Below are 15539 nucleotides of genomic sequence, written 5' to 3'. Positions count from 1 at the left end.
ATGCGCGGTGTCGACGACACTCACCCGGGCCTCCCTTCGTTCGCGACTGCGGGGCTCCGCTGCGCTGCGCTCCTCGCGCTCACCGGGGCCTCCCTTCGTTCGCGACTGCGGGGCTCCGCTGCGCTGCGCTCCTCGCGCTCACCGGCGTCCTCCCGACAGCCGGTTCGTCAGCAGGGTGTTGATGCCGGCGACGACGAGGATGATCAGGAACAGGGCCCAGGACATCGCCGCGGCGTACCCGAGGTCGAGGTCCTTCCAGCCGACCTTGTAGATGAGCTGGGCGATGGTCTGCCACTCGCCGTTGGGGCCGCCGGTGGCCGCCTGCGCGTTCAGGTCGAACAGCATCGGCTCGGTGAAGAGCTGGAGGCCGCCGATGGTGGAGAGCACCACGGTGAAGACGATGACCGGCTGGATCATCGGCACGGTGATCCGCCAGAGCTGCCGCCAGGGGCCGGCGCCGTCGATGGCCGACGCCTCGTAGACGTCGCGCGGGATGGACTGCATCGCGGCCAGGTAGAGCAGCGCGTTGTAGCCGATCCACTTCCAGTTGACCATGGTGGCGATGGCGATCCAGGAGTGCGGCTTGTCGGCCCGCCAGTCGGCCGGGGCATCGCCACCGACGCCGACGAGGTCGAGCAGCCAGTTGGCCATGCCGAAGTCGCGGGAGAAGAAGACGCTGAACACCATGGTCGAGGCGACCAGCGGGGTGACGTACGGCAGCAGGATGCCGACCCGCCACCAGGTCTGCAGGCGCAGCTTGCGGTTCAGCAGCGACGCGACCACCAGGGCGAGCAGGAGCTGTGGCACCGAGGAGAGCAGGAAGATGCCGAAGGTGTTGTAGAGGGCGTTCCAGAAGTCCTCGTCGCCGAGGAGCTTCGCGAAGTTGTCGAAGCCCGCCCAGGGCGGCAACGTCGGGTCGTCGAGCTGGTAGTTGCGCAGCGACACCACGCCGTTGAAGACCAGCGGGAAGAGCCCGAAGACTGCGAACAGCAGGAAGAACGGCGCGATCAGCACGTACGGCATGTACCGCATGTCGAAGCGGTACAGCCGGTCGCGCCAGGTGAGCCGCCGCTCGCCGCCCCCGGAGCCGTCCGCGCCGCGCTTGCGCGCGGAGCGGGGGCTCGACGGTGGTGGCACGACACGGGTGGTGGACATGTCAGGACCTGCTGGCCTTCTCGGCCTCCTTGACCGCCTCCGCCCAGGCCGCGTCCGGCTTGAGGGTCTTGTTCTCCACCCGCTTGATGACGTTCTCCACCGCCACCCGGGTCGGGCCGTTCTTCTTGCCCAGGTACTGCGGGGTGAGGCCCTGCGCCATCTTCGGGAAGATCTGCCCGACGGGCGCATCGTTGAAGAACGGGTTCTTGAACTCGGCGATGGCCGGGTCGACGTAGAGCGCCGGCTGCGACGGCAGGTTGCCGACCTTCTTGAAGACCTCGATCTGCTGCGCCGGCTGGATCAGCCATTCCAGCAGCCGGTACGCCTCGTCGACGTGCTTGCCCTGCTTGGGAACGGTCAGGAAAGAGCCGCCCCAGTTGCCGCCGCCGCCGGGCACCGCCGCGATGTCCCACTTGCCCTCGGTACCGGGGGCGGTGTCCTTGATGTGGCCGAGCATCCACGCCGGGCAGGCGAGGGCGGCGAAGGAGCCGCTGGTGAAGCCCTTGTCCCAGTCGGCCTGGAAGCTGGTCAGGTTGGCCGAGATGTTGGCCTGGAGGGCCTTGACCGTGTAGTCGAAGGCGACCTTCGGGCCGCCCTCCATCTGGAGCTGCTCCTGCTCGCTGTAGAAGCCGGCCGGCTGCTGGCCGAGGACCGGGTTGAACAGGTTGGTCCCGGCGTCGAGGAACTTCTTGTTCGTCTTGGCGGTGTACTGCTGACCGACCTCGATGAACCGGTCCCAGGTGGGCCAGAGCGCGGAAACCTGGTCCCGCTCGGTGGGCAGCCCGGCGGCGGCGAACAGGTCGGTGCGGTAGCACATGGCCAGGCCGCCGACGTCGGTGCCGAGGCCGATCTGGGTCTTGCTGTCGGCGGACAGCGACTGCTTCCACTTCCACGGCAGGTACTTGCTCTCGTACTGCCCCGCGCCCTTGTCCAGCAGGTTGACGAACTTGTCAGACTGGCTGCGGAACTGGACCATGAAGCCCTCGTCGATGGCGGCGATGTCCGCCGCGCCCGAGCCGGCGACCAGCTTCTTCTGCAGGTCCTCGTGCTGGGCGTTGTACTCGCCCGAGTTGAGCTGGATCTTGACGTTCGGGTGCTCAGCCTCGTACCTGGCCTTCAGGTCCTGGAGCCCGAAGTCGCCCCAGAAGTTGATTTTCAGGGTGACCACGCCGCCGCTCGCCTCGTCGCCGCCGCTGGTGCTCTTGCCGCTGCAAGCAGCCACCACGGCCAGGCTGACCGCGCCCACCGTGACCGCGCGGGCCCAGCGGGTCCAGGACCGTTTCATGTCATCCTCCGAGCAAGATGGGAACGCTCCCGACATCGAGAGACGTTGACTGAACCGGATAAGTGTGGTCACCGTACGATCCCGCTCCAGCAGTGTCAACGGGCGGTTAACGCCGAGGCGATTCCGTGACACTCCCGTACCATGGGAGCGCGATCATTCGTGGTAGGACCCTTCAGGACGCAACTTTCGGCATCCGGGGTGATGCGCCCCGGGGTCCACGCCGTACCCTTAACCGGGTAAGCGTCCGATCCGATCGTCTCCGCCTGGGCGAGCGGCGGCGCGGATCACCGCCCGGTCCGCTTGCCGTAGCGTGTGGGCCGCCGGTCACCCCGGCGTCGGGACACCCGCCCAGGTGGCGGGCCTAGCACGTGGAGGAACACGCCGGTGAAGCGGCCGACCATCGCCGACGTCGCGCGGCGGGCCGGGGTGTCCAAGGGCGCGGTCTCGTACGCGCTGAACGGGCAGCCCGGCGTCTCCGAGGCGACCCGGCAGCGCATCCTGGCCATCGCCGCCGAGATCGGGTTCAGCCCGAGCAGTGCGGCCCGGGCACTCTCCGGCGCCACCGCCAAGGCGGTCGGCCTGGCCCTGTGCCGCCCGGCCCGGACCCTCGGCATCGAGCCGTTCTTCATGGGGCTGATCAGCGGCGTCGAGGCCGAACTCTCCGCCCGCTCGTACGCGCTGACCCTCCAGGTGGTCGCCGACCAGGACGCCGAGATCGCGGTCTACCGGCGCTGGTGGGCGGAGCGCCGGGTGGACGGGGTCTTCGTCTGCGACCTGCGCACCGACGACCGGCGGGTGCCGACGCTGGAAGAGCTGCAATTGCCGGCCGTGGTAATCGGCGGGCCCAGGCACACCGGCTCGCTGGCCAGCGTCTGGTCCGACGACGCCGCGGCGCTGGCCGAGACGGTGGAGTACCTGGTAGCCCTGGGGCACCGCCGGATCGCCCGGGTCGGCGGCCTGCCGGCGCTGCTGCACACCGAGATCCGCAGCGACGCCTTCACCGAAGTGTGCGGGCGGCTCGGGCTCGACGAGTCGGTCACCGTCTGGTCGGACTACACCGGCGAGGAGGGGGGTCGGGCCACCCGGCGGCTGCTCAGCTCCCCGGACCGTCCCACCGCCGTCATCTACGACAACGACGTGATGGCGATAGCCGGCCTGTCGGTGGCCCAGGAGATGGGCCTTCAGGTCCCCGGTGACCTGTCGATCGTCGCCTGGGACGACTCGCCGCTGTGCCAGCTCGTGCACCCGCCGCTGACCGCCCTCGGCCGGGACATCCCCGCGTACGGCGCGCACGCCGCCCGGCAGCTGCTCAAGGTGATCGCCGGCGAGCCGGCCAGCAACCTCCAGGACGACACGGCCCACCTGACGCCCCGGGGCAGCACCGCACCTCCTCGGGTGAGGTGAACCGGTTCAGCATCGACGCCCGGTGACAGAAAGCCCTCACCGACCGCCGGGCCGACCATCCGGGAGGGCTGCGCTAGGTGCCAACCCTGACCCCGGCGCTAGGTGCCCCCACCCCCACCCCCAACCCCCGCCCGCCCCGCCCCGGCCCCGCCCCACACCCACCCCCGCGCCCGCCCCGCGCCCGCCCCGCGCCCGCCCCGCGCCCGCGCCCGCGCCCGCGCCCGCGCCCGCGATCTTGCACTTCTGGCCCCGACTAAAGCCGCAAAAGCCTCACTGTGGGGGCCGGAAGTGCAAGATCGGCGGGGGTGGGGGTGCGGGGTGCGGGGTGGGGGTGGTGTGGGGGTGGGGTGGGGGTGGGGGTGGTGTGGGGGTGGGGGGTGGCCCGTGGGGCGCGCTCATCGGGACGCGGACGGGAACTCCTCGAAGTACGCCTCCACCCGCTCGGCGGTCGCCGGCCGGGCCAGCGCGAAGCCCTGCCCGTAGCGGCAGCCCGCCCGGCCGGCGGCATCCACCTGGGCCGGGGTCTCCAACTGCGCCGCGACGATCTCCAGGCCGAGCCGGGTGCCGAGGCTCACCACCACGTCGGTCAGCGGGCGTTGCCCGGAGCCGGCCGGCGGGCGCTGCCCTGCGTCGGCCGCGTCGACCCCGTGCGGGGCCAGCTTGAGCAGGTCGATCGGGAGCCGCCGAAGCTGGGCCAACGAGGCGTGCGCGGCCCGGAAGTCGTCCAGCGCGGTGCGCACGCCCAGCGAGCGCAGCCCGCCCAGCCGGGCCACCACCGTCGTCAGCTCCGCCCCGATGCGCGGCTCGGCCACCTCGACCACCAGCCGGTCCGGCGGCACCCCGTGGGTGGCCAGCACCGCCGCGGCGCGCTGGAGGAAGTCCGGCGCGGCCAGTTCCCGCGGAGTGACGTTGACCGACATCCAGAGCCGCCGGTCCCCGACCGACCAGTCGGCCAGTTGGCGGCACGCCCGGTCCAGCACCCAGCGGCCCACCTCGCCGAGGAGGTCCAGGTCCTCCGCGACCGGCAGCAACTCGGTCGGCAGCACGGTGCCCAGCACGGGGCTGCGCCAGCGCAGCAGCGCCTCGGTGCCCACCGGCAGCAGGTCGGTCAGCCCGAGCACCGGCTGGTAGACCAGGTCCAGCTCGCCCCGGGCCACCGCACCGGGCAGCTCCCGCTCCAGGTCGAGCCGGCGCACGAGCTGCTCCTCCAGGTATCCGTCGTACCACTCGATCCGGTCCCGGCCGAGCTGGGCGGCCCGGCGACGAGCCAGGTCGGCCTGGCGCAGCACGTCGTCCGCGGCGGCGCCGGAGACCTCGGCCAGTCCGATGCTGGCCTGCAACCGGACCTCGCCGCCCGCCACCCGGTACGGCTCGGCGAGCGCCTCCAGCAGCCGGGCGCCCAGCGCGTACGCCAGCACCGGGCCGGTGGTGGTGACGATGCCGAACTCGTTGCCGATCAGCCGGGCCACCAGGTCGTCCGGGCCGACCGTCGCGCGCAGCCGGCGGGCCACCTCGACCACGGCCACGTCGCCGACCACGTGGCCCCGACCGTCGTTGACCGCGCCCAGGCCGTGCAGGCCCACCACCAGCAGCGCCCCCGTCCCGTGCCGTCGGGCGGCCAGCTCGCCCAGCAGCTCGCCCCGATTGACCAGCCCGGTGAGCTGGTCGGTCACGGCGAGCTGACGCACCGCCCGCTCCAGCCGGCGACGCTCGCCGACGTCGCGCACGTGCAGCACCAGCGCGTGGAGCTCGGGCACGTCTCGTTGGTCGCTGATCGTCGACTCGGTCTCCCGCCATGCCCCGTGCCCGTCGCGGAGCCGGGCGAGCAGCAGCGTCGGCCGGACGCCAGCGCGCGCCCCGTCGAGCAGCAGTGCGGCCCGCAGCACGTCGTCGGGGTGCAGCAGGGCGACGAAGGGCCGGCCGACCACCTGGGCGTCGGTCAGCGCGAACAGCCGGGTCGCGGCCGGGGACTGCCAGCGCACCCGCGACGCCTCGTCCAGCAGCAGGATCAGGTCGTTGTCGCCGGCGACCAGGGCCCGGAAGTGCGCCTCCTGGGCGGCGAGGCGGGCGGCGTACCGGCGGTTGTCGGTGACGGAGATCAGCTCCCGGACCACCAGCAGAGGGACCACCGCCAGCCCGAGCAGGACCGTGCCCGGCGCGAAGTCGCCGTACACGGCCAGGTGACCGCCGGCGGCCAGGGCGGCGATGACGGCCGGCGCGCTGACCCGGGGCCAGGCGGGTGGCGGGCCGCCCGGCCGGCACGGGTCGCCAGCGGCCACCCGGCGGACGCCTGCGGCGGTCAGCAGGGCCCCGACCACCAGCGGCCCGACGGTGGTCAGCAGGGCCGGGCCCGGGGCGTCGTAGACGAGCAGCACGATCAGCGCGAGCAGACCGAAGTGGGCGGCCCCGGTGCCGAGCAGGCAGATCGCCGCGCCCGGCCGGCGCCGCCAGTCGGCCAGCGCCGCGACGCCGATCGCCGCGACGCCGAACCCGCCGGCCACCGCCGCGACCCGGGCGGCGGGCGGGACCGGCCCCGGCGGTAGCAGCACCCAGGCGGCGAAGACCAGGCTCAGGCCCAGGCTGACGACGTCGACCGCGCGGCGGACCCGGGCCCGGGCCGGCAGCCGGCTGCGGCCGGGCAGCAGGAGCAGTCCGCCGGTGTGCGCCAGGGCGGCCAGCCCGAGACCGGCCGCGCCGACGGCGGCCCGCAGGCCGGAACCGACGAGCGGGAGCACCGCGACGGTCAGCCCGACCATGGCCACCGCCGCGTCGAGCAGGCCGGCGGCCGGACGGCAGCGGGCGGCGCGGCGGTGCAGCCGGTCGGGGACGTCGGGCCGGGCGAGGCGGGCGAGGCCGTCCCCGGTCGGCCCGGTTTCCCGGCCCGGGGCGGCCAGCCGGGAGAGCCGGACGCCGGCCAGGACGCTGCCGATGGCGCTGGCGAGCGCCACCACGGCCAGCGGCGGGACCAGGCCGGCCAGGCCGGCGAGGACGAGCAGGAGCGTCGCCGCCAGCACCAGCAGGTCGGCGGGGCGCGGGGCACGGCGGGAGGCGCCGGAGGGGTACGCGACGGGCACGGCGGTCGCCTTCGTGAGGGGCACGGGCGGTGCGGTACGGCGGTGCGGTTGCGGGACGGTGGCGTCGCCCCGGCGTGGCGACCCGGCGCGGCGTGGGCACGGTGAGTCATCGAGCCCAGTTTCATGAAACGACCAACTCACACCGTTGGATACGGCCATTGCGGCCGATCGTGAGTGATTCAGGTCACACTCATGGCGCGGGTCACCTCCGCCACCGCCCGCCCGGAGCCCCCGGCGGCCCGGGTGGGATCATCGGGGGGTGAGTCGCACCGAGACCGTCCGCTTCCGCCCCAACCAGGCGATCCTGGTCGCGGCGGTGATCGCCTTCATCGGGGCGCTGCCGCTGGCCAGCGCCCGGTGGTACTTCGTGCCGGTGCTACTCGTCCCGCTCGCCGTCGCCGTCTGGGCCTGGCGCGCCGGCACCGAGGCAGACGCCCGGGGGCTGCGCCTGCGGGCGCTGACCGGGCAACGCCGGATCGGCTGGGAGCGGATCGTCGAGCTGACCACCGACGCCCGGGGTCGTGCCGTGGCCCGGCTCGACGACGGCAAGTGGATGGTCCTGCCCGCGGTGCGCGGCACCGAACTCCCCCGACTCGTCGCCGTCACCGGTCAGCCCCTCGCCGACCCGACCGGCTGACCACCGCCGGAGCATCGATCCGGCAGCGGCCGGGTCAGTAGCCGTCCGCCACCGTGTTGACCAGGGGCTGGCCGGCGGCGAACCGACGGACCTGCTCCCCCACCAGGCGGTACGCCCGGGGCAGCAGCCCGCGCACCGAGCCGGCGACGTGCGGGGTGAGCAGCACGTTGGGCAACCCCCACAGTGGGTGGTCGGCGGGCAACGGCTCAGGGTCGGTGACGTCCAGCGCGGCCCGCAGCCGACCGGTGGTCAACTCCGCGACCAACGCGTTCGTCCGGGCCACCGGGCCACGCGCGGCGTTGACCAGCAACGCGCCGTCGGGCATCGCGGCGAGGAACGCCTCGTCGACCAGGCCCCGGGTCGCCTCGGTCAGCGGCACCAACAGCACCACCACGTCGGCCCCGGGCAGCAGTGCCGGCAGTTCGCCGACCCCGTGCACCCCCTCGCCGGGACGGGGCGTGCGGGCGACCAGGGTGAAGGTCACCCCGAACGGCGCCAGCCGGGCGCGCACCGCCGCGCCGATCGAGCCCGCGCCGACGATCAGCACCCGCTTGCCGGCCAACTCGTCGGTCGGGCAAACCTCGTCGTACGCCCACTCGCGGCGGGACTGGGCGACGGCGAAGGCGGGGAAGCCGCGCAGCAGGGAGAGGATCGCGGTGACCACCCACTCGGCGGTGCCGGAGTCGTGCACGCCCCGCGCGTCGCAGAGCGTCACACCCTCGGGCATCCGGCCGGCCCAGGCATCCGCACCCGCCGAGAGGAGCTGCACCACCCGCAGGTCGGGCAGCTCGCCGAGCAGGGCGGTGGCGTCGGAGCCGGAGAGGAACGGCGGCACCCAGAACCGCACGTCGGCCACGTCGGACGGGAGTCGGGACGGGTCCTCGGCCACCTCGACGGTGGCCCCGGGGGGCACGTCGCCGAGCAGGGTCCGGCCGGCCGGGTGCGGAATCCATACCTTCACGCCCGCCGACGATAGCCGCCCCGCGGTGCCGCTCACCCATCGGCCGGTGTGTGCCCCCTCAACCCGCCGCCCGTGCGACTAGGCTGGGCCGGGTGAGCGCCCGTCCCCCGTACCCCCGCAAGAGCCCGCTGCGCGTGGTCGTCGCGGCGTCGTGCACGGCGCTGCTGCTGGCCACCGCCGGATGCAGCTTCGGCGAGCCGGAGCCGGACCCGGCCGGCGAACCACCGAACCTGCCCACCCCCTCCGCCTCCGCCCCGGACAGCGGCGCCGGCCAGCCGGTCGTGACCACCATGCTGGCCAAGGGGCTGCGGGTGCCGTGGGGGATCGCCTTCCTGCCCGACGGCGGCGCGCTGGTCACCGAGCGCGACAGCGGCCGAATCCTCCAGGTCGGCCCCGGGTCCGGGCGCGACGGGCTTACCGTCACCGCCGTGCAGACCGTGCCCGACGTGTCGGCCGGCGGGGAGGGCGGCCTGCTGGGCATCGCCGTCTCGCCCCGCTACGCGTCGGACCGGACGATCTTCGTCTACCACACCACCGAGCGGGACAACCGGATCGTCAAGCTGGAGCTGGGCGGCCAGCCGACGCCGATCCTGACCGGCATCCCCCAGGCCGGCATCCACAACGGCGGAGGGCTCGCCTTCGGCCCGGACGGCTACCTCTACGCCAGCACCGGCGACGCCGGCAACCGGGAGGCCTCCCAGGACCGCAAGAACGTCGGCGGCAAGATCCTGCGGATCACCGCCGACGGCAAGCCGGCCCCCGGCAACCCGTATCCGGGCTCGCCGGTCTGGTCGCTCGGCCACCGCAACGTGCAGGGCTTCGCCTGGGACGCCGGCAAGCGGATGCACGCCGTCGAGTTCGGCCAGAACACCTGGGACGAGATCAACCGGATCACCCCGGGCGGTAACTACGGCTGGCCCCAGGTCGAGGGGAAGTCCGACGACAAGCGCTACGCCAACCCGCTGGTGCAGTGGCCGACCTCCGCCGCGTCCTGCTCGGGCCTGGCGGCGAGCGGCCGACTACTGCTCACCTCCTGCCTGCGCGGGCAGCGGCTCTGGCTGGTCGAGCTGACCGACACCGGCACCGTGCTCGGCCAGCCCCGGGAGCTACTCACCGGCAAATACGGGCGGCTGCGGGCGGCGGTCGCCGCGCCCGACGGGTCGATCTGGGTGACCACCTCCAACCACGACGGGCGGGGCAAGCCGGCACCCGAGGACGACCGCATCCTCCGCCTGGTCTTCTCCGACGGCGGCGCCGGGCGCGGCTGATCCGGCCGGCGCGGCAGCACCGACCGGGTCGGTATCCCGGGTTTACCAAGATCCTTCACTGGGCAGGTCAGAATCTCAGCATGGACGGGCAGGAGAACGAGCAGCCGAACAACGGGGACAACGACACCCCGGCGACCGGTCGCGGCCGGCGCTGGGCGGTCCGACCCCGACGCGGCGACCGGTCGGTCGGACGCGGCCGGGTCCGCCGGGTGGGCGTGGCGCTCGCCGTCGTGGCGGTCGCCCTGGCCGGGGTGGTGCTGGGTACCTTCGGCGGCGGACGCGTCGACACCGACATCGGCCCGTTCCGGGCCGAGCTGACCCTCTCGCCCGCGATCACCGGCGGCAGCACCGTCGACATCCCACCACTCGGCGCCCTGCAACTGGACAGCCACGACGGGCCGACCCACCTGACCGTGGGGCTGGGTGCGCTGGACCAGCGGCGCACCGAGGCCTTGATCGACGACCCGGCGAGCATCAGCCGGGCCAGCCAGTCCGCCGTCACCGACGTGCGCAACGGGGTGCTGCGCCTCGGCCTGCGCACCATCGGCGCGACCCTGCTGGTCACCCTCCTGCTGGCGGGGCTCGTGTTCCGCGACACCCGGCGCACCGCCTGGGCCGGCGGGCTGGCCCTGGTGATCACCGGCGGCAGCCTCGGCCTGGCCGCGTCCACCATCCGCCCGCAGTCGCTCGAGGAACCCCGGTACGAGGGGCTGCTGGTCAACGCCCCGGCGATCGTCGGCGACGCCCGGCGGATCGCCAACGACTACACCAAGTACGCCGAGCAGCTTCAGCGCATCGTCGGCAACGTCAGCCAGCTCTACACCACCGTCGCCACCCTGCCGGTGTACGAGCCGGCACCCGGCACCACCCGGGTCCTGCACGTCTCCGACATGCACCTCAACCCGACCGGCTGGCAGCTGATCCGCACCGTGGTCGAACAGTTCGGCATCGACGTGGTGATCGACACCGGCGACCTCACCGACTGGGGCAGCGAGCCGGAGGCGTCGTACGTGGGGTCGATCGGGCTGCTCAAGAAGCCCTACGTCTACATCCGAGGCAACCACGACTCGGACAAGACGGCGGCGGCGGTGGCCCAGCAGCCGAACGCGATCGTGCTGAACAACTCGATCACCACCGTCGCCGGGCTGACCATCGCCGGCATCGGCGACCCCCGGTTCACCCCCGACAAGGAGACCTCACCCGCCGGCAGCGGCCTGACCAAGCAGGTCGCCGACCAGGTGATCGGGGCCGGCGAGCAGCTCGCCACCACCATCCGGAAGTCGCCCCAGCCGGTGAACATCGCCCTGGTGCACGACCCGGCTTCGGCCGGGCCACTGTCGGGCACCTGCCCGCTGGTGCTCGCCGGCCACGCCCACGCCCGGCAGGTCTCCAAGCTGCCGCAGGTGCCCGGCCAGATGACCACCCAGCTGATGGTGGAGGGGTCCACCGGCGGGGCCGGGCTGCGCGGCCTGGAGGGTGAGAAGCCGACCCCGCTGTCGATGACGGTGCTCTACCTCGACCAGGACAAGCTGCTCCAGGCGTACGACGACATCACCGTCGGCGGGACCGGCCAGTCACAGGTCAGCCTGGAGCGGCACGTCGTGCCGGTCCCGAAGGCCGGCGCGGAGGTCCCGGTGACCCCCACCCCGACCCGCTGAGGGGTAAGGAAGGGCACCTTCCTCACGCCTCCGGTAGCGAGTTCCCCGGGGATGCCCTCAGCGCAGGGAGAGGGCGGCCAGGGCGGCGTTGACGATGCTGCCGGGAAGCAGGTCGTGCAGCTCGTACAGCTCGTGGACGCTGCCGGACTGGCCGAACTCGTCCACCCCGAGCGGTACCGCCGGGGCGCCGACCGCCGAGCCGAGCCACGCCATCGCGTGCGAGGCGGCGTCGTGCACGGTCACCACCGGCACCCGGTCGACGAACGCCGACCGCAGCGCCCCGGGCACGCTCGGCACGGTGGCCGTGCGCACCCCCTGGCGCAGGGTGCGCTGCCAGGCCCGGTACAGCCGGTCCAGGCTGGTCACGTCGACGACGTGCGCGGCGATGCCCTCCTCGGCCAGCTCGGCGGCGGCGGCCACCACCTCGGGCAGCACCGCGCCGGACGCGGCGAGCTGCACCACCGGCGCGTCGGCCAGGTGCGGGTACGTGTGGTGCGCGTCCACCAGCCGGTACGCCCCGGCGACCGCCTGCCGACGCAGCACCGCGTCGCCCAGCCGGGCCCGGGCCGCCTCGAAGGGGGCCTGGTCGATCGGGCGGGTGCTGAGCCGGAAGTAGTACGCCCCGTCCTCGGCCGGCGCGGCGGTGGTGGCCGGCACGCCCCCGGTGGCGATCTGCCCGATCGCGTCGCAGAGCAGCCAGTCCAGGGTGGCCGCGTACGCGGGCTCGACGAAGGTGACCCCGGGCAGCTCCAGGCCCACCGACGCGGTGATCGTGGACTGGTGGGCGCCGCCCTCGGGGGCCAGGGTGACGCCCGACGGGGTGCCGGCGACCACGAACCGGGAGCCGGAGTACGTGCCGTAGAGGAACGCGTCCAGGCCGCGCAGCACGAACGGGTCGTAGACCGTGCCGACCGGCAGCAGCGGCTGCCCCGACAGGTCCCAGGAGAGGCCGAGCTGGCCGAGCAGCAGGAACAGGTTCATCTCCGAGATGCCCAGCTCGATGTGCTGGCCCGACGGGCTCTCCGTCCAGCGCAGCATCCGGTCCTCGTTCCAGGAGCGCTGCGCGGTCGGGGCGAACACGCCGGTCTTGTTGATGAACCCGGCAAGGTTGGTGGAGGTGGCCACGTCCGGGGCGGTGGTGACCAGGTACGGGGCCACGTTCTCGTCGCGGGCCAGCTCCACCAGCACCCGGCCGAAGACCTCCTGGGTGGAGACGGGCTTGTTGGCGCGTACCCGGGTGGTCTCCGGGACGGTGACCGGCAGCGCCCGCTCGCGGGGCGCGCGGGACAGCGCCTCCCGGCGGGCGCCGGCCCGGATGCCGGCCTCCGAGGCCGGGTCGAGGCGGTCCCACTCGGTGGCGGGGGTCAGCCCCTGCGCGGCGCGCAGGGCATCGACCTGCTCGGTGGTCAGCAGCGCGGAGTGGTTGCGGGGATTGCCGGCGATCGGCAACCCCCACCCCTTGACCGTGTACGCGAAGACCACGCTGGGCCGATCGGTGACGGCGTCGCACTGGGCGTACGCGTCGAGCATGGCCTGAAGGTCGTGCCCGCCCAGGTCGGTGACCAGCGGGCCCAGCTCGTCGTCGGGCACGTCGGCGATGAGGTCGGCGATCGGAGCCGGCGCGCCGTCGAGGAACTGCCCGCGCAGCGCCGGCCCGGCCAACCCGAACAGCGACTGGTATTGCTCGTTGGGCATCGCGTCGATCCAGTCGCGCAGCGCCTCCCCACCCGGCCGGGCGTACGCGGCGGCGAGCCGGCGGCCGTACTTGACCTCCACGACGTGCCAGCCGGCGGCCTCGAACTGGCCGCGCCACTGGTTGATCCGGATGCCCGGCACGACCCGGTCCAGCGACTGACGGTTGAAGTCGACCAGCCACATCACGTTGCCCAGGCCGGTGGTGGCCGGGTCGGCGACCGCCTCCCAGATGTTTCCCTCGTCCAGCTCGGCGTCGCCGATCAGGGCGACGAACCGGGAGCGGGGGCGCTCGCCGAAGTGGGCGTCGACGTACCGCCGGGTCACGGCGGCGAAGAGCGGAGCCGCCGCGCCGAGGCCGACCGAGCCGGTGGAGAAGTCGACCCCGTCCGGGTCCTTCGTGCGCGACGGGTACGACTGGAGCCCGCCCCGAGCGCGCAGCCTCGGCAGGTACGACCGGTCCAGGTTGCCCAGCAGGTACTGGATGGCGTGGAAGACCGGCGAGGCGTGCGGCTTGACCGCGACCCGGTCCTCGGCGTCGAGGTGGGCGAACCACAGCCCGGTCATCGCGGTGACCAGCGACGCGCTCGACGCCTGGTGGCCGCCGACCTTCACCCCGTCGCCGGTGTCCCGGTCGTGGTTGGCCGCGTCGACGATGCGGGTGGCGAGCCAGAGCACCCGCCGCTGGATCTCGTCGAGAACGTCGAGGTCGTGCTGGTTCACGGTGGACTCCATCCGGGCGTCTCCGTTGACGCCCTCGCGAGGGGGTGCGGGGAGTGCGGGGGTACGCCCGGCTGCCCCGGGGGTGCCGGCGGGGGGGTCGGGAGGCGCCGAGGGGGCCGGCGGGTCAGGAAGGGCACCTTCCCATGCAGAATGCGTTAAGAAGGTGCCCTTCCTTGCGTGCGTCAGGCGCCGAGGCGGGCCAGGATCAGCTCACGGACGGTCTTCGCGTCGGCCTGGCCCCGGGTGGTCTTCATGACCGCGCCGACCAGCGCGCCCGCCGCCGCGACCTTGCCGCTGCGGATCTTCTCGGCGATGTCCGGGTTCGCGGCGATCGCCTCGTCCACGGCGGCGGTGAGGGCGCCGGTGTCGGAGACGACCTCCAGGCCCCGGTTGCTCATGATCTCGGTCGGCGAGCCCTCGCCGGCCACCACGCCCTCCAGGACCGTCCGGGCCAGCTTGTCGTTGAGCTTGCCGGCGTCGACCAGCGCCTGGAGCTCGGCGACCTGCTTCGGAGTGGCCCCGATGTCGGCCAGCTCCACGCCGGTCTCGTTGGCCCGGCGGGACAGCTCGCCCAGCCACCACTTGCGGGCGGCGGCGGGGGTGGCCCCGGCGGCGACGGTCGCCTCGAGCAGCTCGACCGCGCCGGCGTTGAGCACCGACTGCATGTCGGCGTCGGAGAGGCCCCACTGCTCCTGGAGCCGGCGGCGGTGCAGCCGGGGCAGCTCCGGCAGGGCGGCCTTCAGCTCGGCCACCCACGCGGCGTCCGGGGCGAGCGGCACCAGATCCGGCTCCGGGAAGTACCGGTAGTCGGTCGCGGTCTCCTTCGACCGGCCCGGCCGGGTGTCACCGGTGTCCTCCTGGAAGTGCCGGGTCTCCTGGATGATCCGGCCGCCCGCGTCGAGCACCGACGCCTGGCGCAGCATCTCCGAGCGGACCGCCCGCTCCACCGAGCGCAATGAGTTGACGTTCTTGGTCTCGGTGCGGGTGCCCCACTCCTCGCCGGGCAGGTTGAGGGAGGTGTTGACGTCGCAGCGCAGCGACCCCTCCTCCATCCGCACGTCGGAGACGCCCAGCGAACGGATCACGTCGCGCAGCTCGGTGACGTACGCGCGGGCCACCTCGGGGGCGAGCACCCCGATGCCGGGGACCGGCCTGGTGACGATCTCCACCAGCGGAATGCCGGCCCGGTTGTAGTCGACCAGGGACTCGGTCGCGCCGTGGATGCGCCCGGTGGCGCCGCCGACGTGCAGCGACTTGCCGGTGTCCTCCTCCAGGTGCACCCGCTCGATGCCGATCCGCACCAGTTCGCCGTTGACCTCCACGTCCAGGTACCCGTCGACGCAGAGCGGCTCGTCGTACTGGCTGATCTGGAAGTCCTTCGGCATGTCCGGGTAGAAGTAGTTCTTCCGCGCGAACCGGCACCAGTCGGCGATCGAGCAGTTCAGCGCCAGGCCGATCCGGATGGTCGCCTCGATGGCGGCCTTGTTGGCGACCGGCAGCGAGCCGGGCAGGCCCAGGCAGACGGGGCAGACCCGGGTGTTCGGCTCGCCGCCGAAGTCGGTGGGGCAGCCGCAGAACATCTTGGTGTTCGTGCCCAGCTCGACGTGGGTCTCCAGGCCGATCACCGGTTCGTAGCGCGCAACGACGTCGTCGTACGCGGGCAAGGTGGTCGTCATCGGTGC

At 73.4% G+C, this 15539-nt stretch carries 10 protein-coding genes; 4 read left to right on the top strand and 6 right to left on the bottom strand.

Features of this window, described 5'->3' with window-relative positions:
* Positions 1 to 138 precede the first annotated feature (138 nt).
* Both SNR22_RS04185 and SNR22_RS04180 read right to left on the bottom strand, forming a co-directional pair.
* Positions 139 to 1155: a sugar ABC transporter permease gene (locus SNR22_RS04185; protein WP_320065105.1), complete on the bottom strand. Its 1017-nt coding sequence runs from the start codon at positions 1153 to 1155 to the stop codon at positions 139 to 141.
* A 1-nt stretch (position 1156) separates the two neighbouring features.
* Positions 1157 to 2440: an ABC transporter substrate-binding protein gene (locus tag SNR22_RS04180; RefSeq protein ID WP_320065104.1), complete on the bottom strand. Its 1284-nt coding sequence runs from the start codon at positions 2438 to 2440 to the stop codon at positions 1157 to 1159.
* A 384-nt stretch (positions 2441 to 2824) separates the two neighbouring features.
* Between SNR22_RS04180 and SNR22_RS04175 the strand changes: the two genes are divergently transcribed.
* Positions 2825 to 3844 carry a LacI family DNA-binding transcriptional regulator gene (locus tag SNR22_RS04175; RefSeq protein ID WP_320065103.1) on the top strand — a complete coding sequence of 340 codons (1020 nt, stop codon included), beginning with the start codon at positions 2825 to 2827 and terminating at the stop codon, positions 3842 to 3844.
* A gap of 395 nt (positions 3845 to 4239) precedes the next feature.
* Here SNR22_RS04175 and SNR22_RS04170 read toward each other — a convergent pair whose 3' ends face one another.
* A complete protein-coding gene (locus tag SNR22_RS04170; protein ID WP_320065102.1) occupies positions 4240 to 6942 on the bottom strand; it encodes a putative bifunctional diguanylate cyclase/phosphodiesterase in 2703 nt (900 codons plus the stop codon).
* Positions 6943 to 7177: 235 nt separating this feature from the next.
* On the opposite strand from SNR22_RS04170, the gene SNR22_RS04165 reads away from it, so the two are divergent.
* Entirely contained in the window at positions 7178 to 7555 is a 378-nt protein-coding gene (locus SNR22_RS04165) for a PH domain-containing protein (RefSeq protein WP_320065101.1), read from the top strand.
* Between the two features lie 34 nt (positions 7556 to 7589).
* On the opposite strand, the gene SNR22_RS04160 is transcribed toward SNR22_RS04165, so the two are convergent.
* Positions 7590 to 8516 carry a 2-hydroxyacid dehydrogenase gene (locus SNR22_RS04160; protein ID WP_320065100.1) on the bottom strand — a complete coding sequence of 309 codons (927 nt, stop codon included), beginning with the start codon at positions 8514 to 8516 and terminating at the stop codon, positions 7590 to 7592.
* A gap of 92 nt (positions 8517 to 8608) precedes the next feature.
* Between SNR22_RS04160 and SNR22_RS04155 the strand changes: the two genes are divergently transcribed.
* Positions 8609 to 9784: a PQQ-dependent sugar dehydrogenase gene (locus SNR22_RS04155; RefSeq protein ID WP_320065099.1), complete on the top strand. Its 1176-nt coding sequence runs from the start codon at positions 8609 to 8611 to the stop codon at positions 9782 to 9784.
* 80 nt (positions 9785 to 9864) lie between these two features.
* Positions 9865 to 11442 carry a metallophosphoesterase gene (locus SNR22_RS04150; RefSeq protein WP_320065098.1) on the top strand — a complete coding sequence of 526 codons (1578 nt, stop codon included), beginning with the start codon at positions 9865 to 9867 and terminating at the stop codon, positions 11440 to 11442.
* Positions 11443 to 11499: 57 nt separating this feature from the next.
* Here SNR22_RS04150 and SNR22_RS04145 read toward each other — a convergent pair whose 3' ends face one another.
* Together SNR22_RS04145 and gatB are read right to left on the bottom strand one after the other, a co-directional pair.
* Positions 11500 to 13857 (bottom strand): transketolase-like TK C-terminal-containing protein, encoded by a 2358-nt coding sequence (locus SNR22_RS04145; RefSeq protein ID WP_320065349.1) that lies wholly within the window; start codon positions 13855 to 13857, stop codon positions 11500 to 11502.
* 182 nt (positions 13858 to 14039) lie between these two features.
* Positions 14040 to 15533 carry an Asp-tRNA(Asn)/Glu-tRNA(Gln) amidotransferase subunit GatB gene (gene gatB / locus SNR22_RS04140; protein ID WP_320065097.1) on the bottom strand — a complete coding sequence of 498 codons (1494 nt, stop codon included), beginning with the start codon at positions 15531 to 15533 and terminating at the stop codon, positions 14040 to 14042.
* Positions 15534 to 15539 lie beyond the last annotated feature (6 nt).

This window comes from Micromonospora sp. RTGN7 (assembly GCF_033804645.1).
In the GTDB taxonomy this organism is placed as follows: Bacteria; Actinomycetota; Actinomycetes; order Mycobacteriales; family Micromonosporaceae; genus Micromonospora.
Note: the sequence above shows the minus strand (reverse complement) of the source record. Positions and strands in the feature narration are given on the sequence as shown.

What these genes read in the sequence shown, in the direction of transcription:
- SNR22_RS04150 (WP_320065098.1), top strand. Translation starts at nt 9,865, where the DNA reads ATGGACGGGCAGGAGAACGAGCAGCCGAACAACGGGGACAACGACACC.
- SNR22_RS04180 (WP_320065104.1), bottom strand. Translation starts at nt 2,440, where the DNA reads ATGAAACGGTCCTGGACCCGCTGGGCCCGCGCGGTCACGGTGGGCGCG.
- SNR22_RS04185 (WP_320065105.1), bottom strand. Translation starts at nt 1,155, where the DNA reads ATGTCCACCACCCGTGTCGTGCCACCACCGTCGAGCCCCCGCTCCGCG.
- gatB (WP_320065097.1), bottom strand. Translation starts at nt 15,533, where the DNA reads ATGACGACCACCTTGCCCGCGTACGACGACGTCGTTGCGCGCTACGAA.